Below are 6,858 nucleotides of genomic sequence, written 5' to 3' on the forward strand. Positions count from 1 at the left end.
CGAGGGTGCCGATCTCGCCTCAGGTGCCGGAACAGACCATCTGGCGCCCGGCGCCGCCAGGACGCTCGACGATGTCATCGCGGCCTATGAGGAGCAGTTCGGTTTCATCGAGAGCCTGGGCGGCAAGGCGATCATGATGGCCAGCCGCGCGCTGGCGACTGTCGCCAAGGGTCCTGACGATTATATCAGCGTCTATGACCGCATCCTGTCCCAGGCGTCCGGCAAGGTCATTCTGCACTGGCTGGGCGACATGTTCGATCCGGCGCTGAAGGATTATTGGGGTAGCCATGATTTCGAGACCGCGCTCGACGCGGTCGTCGCCATCATCGAACGCCACGCCGACAAGGTCGAGGGGATCAAGATATCGCTGCTCGATGCCGGAAAAGAGGTTGCCCTGCGCAACCGGCTGCCTGACGGGGTCGTCATGTTCACCGGCGACGATTTCAATTATCCCGAATTGATCGCCGGCGACGGCGCAAGGCACTCGCATGCGCTGCTCGGCATTTTCGACGCCATCGCGCAGGTCGCCAATGCAGCACTGGCGAAGCTCGCCGACGGCGATCGTGCCGGTTATGACGCGCTGATGGCGCCGACAGTGCCTTTGTCGCGGAAAATCTTCGAGGCGCCGACCGAGTACTACAAGGCCGGTATCGTCCTCATGGCATGGCTGAACGGCCACCAGCAGCATTTCTCGATGATCGGCGGCATGCAATCGGCGCGCGGCATTTGCCACTATGCCGATGTGTTCCGCCTTGCCGACCAGGCCGGATTGCTTGCCGACCCGGAGCTTGCCATCGCAAGAATGAAGAACCTGTGTGCCGTGGCGGGCGTCTGACCGCCATCCCACTAGAAGAGTTCACGCCCAAATCTCCGATTTGCCTTGTCTGGGCAAATCTGTATGCGGTATGCGTCCGACGCAGGCCCATCCGGCGCGCCGACGCCAGATGGTCATAGCGGCCGTTCTGAATAGGGATACGCCAATGAATTTCGACCTTCAGGGCAAGCGCGTTTTCGTGGCCGGGCATCGCGGCATGGTCGGCTCGGCCATATTGCGCAGGCTGGCGGGCGAGGACTGCGAGGTCCTGACCGCATCCCGCGATGAACTCGACCTTATGGACCAGGCCGGCGTGCGACGCTGGATGGCTGACCACAGGCCGGATGCGGTGGTGATGGCGGCGGCCAAGGTCGGCGGTATCCTGGCAAACGACAGGTTGCCGGTCGATTTTCTGCAGGACAATCTCATCATGCAGACCAATGTCATCGAGAGCGCCTTTCGCAACGAGGTGCAGAAACTGCTGTTTCTCGGTTCGTCCTGCATCTACCCGAAGTTTGCGGCACAGCCGATCTCCGAGGACGCTTTGCTCACCGGTCCGCTCGAACCCACCAACGAATGGTATGCGATCGCCAAGATCGCTGGACTGAAACTTTGCCAGGCCTATCGGCGCCAATATGGTGTCGAGTACATCTCGGCGATGCCGACCAACCTCTATGGCCCCGGCGACAATTTCGACCTCTCCACCAGCCATGTCGTACCGGCCCTCATGCGCAAAGCGCACCAGGCCAAGCGCGCCGGCGACAAAACCCTAGAGGTCTGGGGATCGGGCACGCCGATGCGCGAATTCCTGCATGTCGACGACGCCGCCGACGCTCTGGTCTGGCTGCTGACAAACTATTCCGGCGACAGCCATGTCAATGTCGGCTCGGGCGAAGACATCACCATTGCCGAGCTGGCCCGCACCATGCTTTCCGTCGTCGGCGCCGATGCCGTGCTCACATTCGATGCGACGAAGCCGGACGGCACGCCGCGCAAGCTGATGGACGTGTCGCGTCTGTTTGCGACGGGCTGGCGCCCACGGTACTCGCTTCAAAGTGGATTGGAGCAGACCTATGCCTGGTTTCTCCGGCATATTGAGAAGGGCGATCTCCGCCTCGGCGCGGATGCTGCTTGACCGACTTCTCAACGAAACTGTTTGCCGCGACCAGAACTGACGGTCTGGGCGGCCGTCTGATGGCGGTAGTCAACGCAAAATGCCTTGCCGACAAGATGGGCTGCCATTTCGGCTTCACCTGGAACAGCCAGGCCATCACGGATATGCAATTCCATTTCGTCGATTTCGTCGAGAAGGTGTTTTCTCCCGATTTCATCGACAAATACTGGCTAGGCGAAAAAATCGATGCTGCCGATTTCGGTATTCTCGGCAGAACGAAGTTCACGCGGTCCAGCCTCCAGGCGGATGCCAGGCGAACGGATCTTCGAGGCTGGATCTGCAATGATTTCCGCGTCCTCAAATCATTCCGGGAGGGACTGGTCAAAAGCTGGCCGCCTGGCAATGCGCCGGCCAGATGGAGAACCGAAACGTTTCGGACGCTTGGTTTTTCCGCGCCTGTGAGAGCGGCGCTCGATGCAGCCGACGATTGCCGATTTTCCCGGCCCGTGGCGGCGCTGCATCTTCGCAGCGGCGACATCGTCCACGGCAAATTTCGTTCAATACTGGTTTTTGGCGACAAGGTGATCCCTTCGACACTGGCCAGGGCGATCGTGTCAAAGCTTTCGGCGAAGGGGCTAGCTACCCTTCTGGTGGGCCAGGATCGTGCCACGCTCGCTTACCTGAAGTCGGAAACCGGAGCATTGCTGGCCGACGATTTCGGTGCGAACGAATTCGAGGATCAAACCTTCAGGGCATTTTTCGAGATGGCGCTCATGGCGCGGTGCCGGCAGATTCACGCGGAAAGCAGCGTATTTGCGACGATCTCGTCGGTGATGGGTGGCGTTCCCTTGCTCAAGACGAAGACCTTGTTCAGCCGATCCGCAGCGGCAAAGATCATTCTGGAAGAACTGAAGATCCATCAATCCGACTATCACCCGCTTGAGGCCGCCTTCGGCTATCAATCAGCTTTTCGTCGCCTAGAAGACAGGATCACTCCGGCGCAAGCAAGAGGCATTATCGAGAAGGCTGCCGGACTAGATCCGGAAAACGATGTTTATCCCTTGAAGGCGGCGACGTCGTATTTTCGTGAAAAGGACCATGCCTCGGGCGAGGCAATTCTGAAATCGCTGATGACCAGGCAGTTCCGCACGCTTGCCAAAATCCCGCTGCCGATGATGCAGGTTTTGACTGGCAGGATGTGGCGTGGCCATGTCATGTCCGGGGAATTCGGGCTGTTCTTCGCTGCGGCGAAAGCGGGCTACCCTTATGCCGCGGCCTGTTCGGCTCATATTCTCCATGCAGCATTGGGGGAAGTGGAACCCGCTCAGGCAATGGCCGCACTGTCGTTGAAGGCAGATCCCGCAAACGAGCTTTTCCAGCAAATCGGACTGAGCGTTCGGTCAGCCACGAGGAGCGAACCCCGGATTGATCAGGGCCTTCGCCAAAACCAGTAAGGCGCGACAAGGATGCGGCGGCAGGCCGGGAAATACGCCAGACCCGACGCCACAATGATCCGACCCGATGTCGCCCGTCCTGGCTCGACCCAGGCGGGCGTCTTAAGTCTCAGCGCGCGGCATCCTCAATATCCGCTCACTGCTTTCTCATGGTCTTCGCCAGGCAATGCCGATAGGGGCGATCGGGTCTAAATAAACCGAGGCCGAGGCGATGCAGATGAAAATTCAGGAGACGGCGGATTGTCCGGATGGTGGGCGTGACAGGGATTGAACCTGTGACCCCTGCAATGTCAATGCAGTGCTCTCCCGCTGAGCTACACGCCCATCCGAAGCCGCGCATACACCATTTTTGCTCCGGCGCGTCAATAGGTGGAGAAGGGAAAGAAAGGCTCGCTTGGTCGCGCCGTTGAAGACACGCCGAAGCCTTGCCGGAATCGGCTCAGGCTGCCTGCAGCATCTTTTCGACCTCGTTGACGAGGTCGCGCAGATGGAACGGCTTCGAGAGCACCTTGGCGTCTTTCGGCGCCTTGGAATCCGGATTGAGCGCAACGGCGGCGAAGCCGGTGATGAACATGACCTTGAGGTCGGGATCGATCTCGGTGGCGCGGCGGGCGAGTTCTATGCCGTCCATCTCCGGCATGACGATATCGGTCAGGAGCAGCGAAAAAGGCTCTTCACGCAACCGCTCATAGGCGCTGGCGCCATTGTCGAAATCGCTGACTTGGTAGCCGGCACGCTCCAGCGCCTTGACGAGGAACCGGCGCATATCGTCGTCGTCTTCCGCCAGTAGAATGCGTGCCATCTTATCCCGTCCGAATCACCCGCCCGAGACTGCCGTGGGGCAGCCCGTTAACCATCCTGTATATGAGGAGGTGACGGTAAACATCAAGTGAACGATGAAGAGCCCGATCCGCATTTAACAAAGCGGTCCGGACGCCGAAATGCTGGACATGCGGGCGGCGAGGTGGCACTTTCAGACCATGATGCATTGGTTTTTTTGGGTTCGTTCAAATTGAAAACGGCAGCCGAAGATTTTTCGGTCGTTCCACCCTTCGAAATCCGGTCGGGCGCCGAACAGCGCGTCCCCTTCCTCTTCAACTCGCCGCATAGCGGCCGCTACTATCCGGACCGGTTCCTGGCCATGGCAAGGCTGGACCGAAACGCTATCCGCCGGTCCGAGGATTGCTACGTCGACGAATTGTTCGGTGGCGCCGTTGCGCTGGGCGCGCCGATGCTGGCGGCAAACTTCCCGCGCGCCTATCTCGACGTCAACCGGGAGCCCTGGGAACTCGATCCGCGCATGTTCTCCGAACCCGTGCCGTCCTTCTGCAACATCCGTTCGGCGCGCGTGGCCGGCGGGCTTGGCACCGTGCCCAAGCTGGTGGGAGAAGGGCTCGACATCTATGCCGGCCGCTTGCCGCTGGCGGAAGCCGTCGCGCGCATCGAGGCTGTCTACAAGCCTTATCACGAGACGCTGAAACGGCTTTTGACCAGGACCCATGCGCGGTTCGGCTTTGCCGTGCTGATCGATTGCCACTCGATGCCGGCGAGCATCAGGGTCGGCGACAGCGGTCTCAGGCCGGATTTTATCGTCGGCGACCGTTTCGGCATGTCCGCCTCGGCAGCGTTGACGGAGACGGCGATCGGCCTGCTGATCGGCATGGGCTATACCGTCGCCCACAACAAGCCCTATGCCGGAGGCTTCATCACCGAGCATTATGGCCGCCCCGTGCGCCATCTCCATGCACTGCAGATCGAGGTCAATCGCGGGCTTTACATGAACGAGCGGACGTTCCAGAAATCCGCCGGCTTCGATGCGCTAGCCGACGATCTGGCACAATTTTCGGCGGACCTGATGGCGATGCCCGATCACGATTTTATCGATCTGCCGCTTGCCGCCGAATAATGCCAAAAATCGGAAGCGATTTTTGCGAGGGATTCTGCGCCAATTAAATAGATATTGCGCCAGATAGGCGTCAGCGTAGGGGACGGGAAAGACGCGCGATCCGCTGGATGCTGCGCCGAAAAAAAGACCGCATCGTTTGCACGACACGGTCGAAGTCTAGGGAGGAAACGCCCAAGGAGGGCATGGACAGGAAAACCTGTCCGAGAACAAACCTATTGTGCGCTGCACAAATGTCAAGGCGCCGACAGGCGTTTTTAATTCACTGTGATGTGGAAATCGTATTTCGAGGACGCCAGCGTTGCATTCGAGCAACAGTCGTCGATGCGCAAAAGTTTCCGCACGCCCTTGTTTTGGCGGAAAACCACAGGCAAACGACGGTTCCAGCACGCTGCAACGCGGGAGAATCAGTTGGACATCAGCATCGATTTCATGCGGCGCATTGCGCTTGCCGCCGCAGCCGAAACCTTGCCGCGCTTTCGCAGCCAGAGCGCGGTCGCCAACAAGGAGCAAGGCAGCTTCGACCCGGTCACCGAGGCCGACCGCGAGGCCGAGCGGGCCATCCGGGCGCTGATCTCAGCGGAATATCCCGATCATGGCATCCTCGGCGAGGAGCATGGCAGCGAGAACATTTCCAGCAGGCATATCTGGGTGATCGATCCGATCGACGGCACGCGCGCCTTCATTTCCGGCCTGCCGGTGTGGGGAACGCTGGTCGGGCTGACGGTCGATGGCGATGCCGTTGCCGGCATGATGTCGCAGCCCTTCACCGGCGAGCTTTTCTACGCCAACGCTTCCGGTGCCCATTATGAAGGTCCGGGCGGGCCGCGGAGGCTGACGACACGCAAGACGACAAGCCTTGCCGAGGCGACGCTGTTCACCACGACGCCGGCATTATTCAAGGGAGACGCGCGCCTGCGCTACGACCTGTTCGAAAAACAGGTCCAGCTCGCCCGCTACGGCACCGACTGCTATGCTTTCGCCATGGTCGCGGCGGGTAGCGTCGACGTCGTCGCCGACCCCGGATTGAAACCCTACGATATCGTGGCGCTGATCCCGATCATCGAGAAGGCCGGTGGCGTCGTCACCACCTTCGAAGGCGGACCGGCGGAAAGGGGCGGCGACATCCTGGCTGCGGCAACGCCGGAGCTTCATGCCGCCGCGATGGCCGCGCTGCGTGGCTGAACCAGCTGGGCAGCTGGCCATTACGGACCAAGGTCCCCAGGCTAACCCAAGCTCCTGACAGGAGGATGTCAGGAGCTCTCTGCTATGGAGCTACTGTCACGGGAGGGATTCACACATGCCGACGCAATCAATAACCAGCCGTTCCGAAGATGCGTCGGTAGACGGTCGGGCCGACTTCGATTTCTTCTTCGGACGCTGGAACGTCAGCCATCGAAGGTTGCAGAAGCGCCTGCAAAGTGACGCGAACTGGGACGTGTTTGGCGGGACATGCGAAGTGCGCTCAATCCTTGGCGGCCTCGGCAATTTCGACGACAATGTCATTGAATTGCCCGGCGGCGCTTATCGCGCCGCCACGCTGCGGACGTTCGATCCGGCGACGAGACAATGG

At 60.2% G+C, this 6,858-nt stretch carries 6 protein-coding genes, 1 tRNA gene and 2 pseudogenes; 6 read left to right on the forward strand and 3 right to left on the reverse strand.

Annotation, left to right across the window (positions count from 1 at the left end; genetic code table 11):
* Both E5W87_RS20190 and E5W87_RS20195 read left to right on the forward strand, forming a co-directional pair.
* Positions 1 to 835: pseudogene (locus E5W87_RS20190) on the forward strand (DUF993 family protein); the annotation flags it as partial.
* Between the two features lie 145 nt (positions 836 to 980).
* On the forward strand, positions 981 to 1,949 hold the full coding sequence (locus E5W87_RS20195; protein ID WP_292401296.1) for a GDP-L-fucose synthase: 969 nt from the start codon (positions 981 to 983) through the stop codon (positions 1,947 to 1,949).
* 8 nt (positions 1,950 to 1,957) lie between these two features.
* Here the strand turns inward: E5W87_RS20195 and E5W87_RS20200 are convergent, their stop codons facing one another.
* Positions 1,958 to 2,104 carry a hypothetical protein gene (locus tag E5W87_RS20200; RefSeq protein ID WP_292401299.1) on the reverse strand — a complete coding sequence of 49 codons (147 nt, stop codon included), beginning with the start codon at positions 2,102 to 2,104 and terminating at the stop codon, positions 1,958 to 1,960.
* A gap of 330 nt (positions 2,105 to 2,434) precedes the next feature.
* On the opposite strand from E5W87_RS20200, the gene E5W87_RS20205 reads away from it, so the two are divergent.
* Positions 2,435 to 3,382, forward strand: coding sequence for a hypothetical protein (locus tag E5W87_RS20205; protein ID WP_292401302.1), 948 nt, complete (start codon positions 2,435 to 2,437; stop codon positions 3,380 to 3,382).
* Positions 3,383 to 3,631: 249 nt separating this feature from the next.
* Here E5W87_RS20205 and E5W87_RS20210 read toward each other — a convergent pair.
* Positions 3,632 to 3,706: transfer RNA gene (locus tag E5W87_RS20210), tRNA-Val, on the reverse strand.
* 115 nt (positions 3,707 to 3,821) lie between these two features.
* Positions 3,822 to 4,184, reverse strand: a complete 363-nt coding sequence (gene cpdR, locus E5W87_RS20215; RefSeq protein WP_006199474.1) for a cell cycle two-component system response regulator CpdR — start codon at positions 4,182 to 4,184, stop codon at positions 3,822 to 3,824.
* 162 nt (positions 4,185 to 4,346) lie between these two features.
* On the opposite strand from cpdR, the gene E5W87_RS20220 reads away from it, so the two are divergent.
* The 3 genes and pseudogenes from E5W87_RS20220 to E5W87_RS20230 all read left to right on the forward strand — a co-directional run.
* A complete protein-coding gene (locus E5W87_RS20220) occupies positions 4,347 to 5,288 on the forward strand; it encodes an N-formylglutamate amidohydrolase (protein ID WP_292401305.1) in 942 nt (313 codons plus the stop codon).
* A gap of 408 nt (positions 5,289 to 5,696) precedes the next feature.
* Positions 5,697 to 6,470 (forward strand): histidinol-phosphatase, encoded by a 774-nt coding sequence (gene hisN / locus E5W87_RS20225; RefSeq protein ID WP_292401307.1) that lies wholly within the window; start codon positions 5,697 to 5,699, stop codon positions 6,468 to 6,470.
* A gap of 115 nt (positions 6,471 to 6,585) precedes the next feature.
* Positions 6,586 to 6,858, forward strand: a pseudogene (locus E5W87_RS20230) (DUF1579 domain-containing protein); the annotation flags it as partial.

It is taken from the genome of Mesorhizobium sp. (genome assembly GCF_004962925.1).
GTDB lineage: Bacteria > Pseudomonadota > Alphaproteobacteria > Rhizobiales > Rhizobiaceae > Mesorhizobium.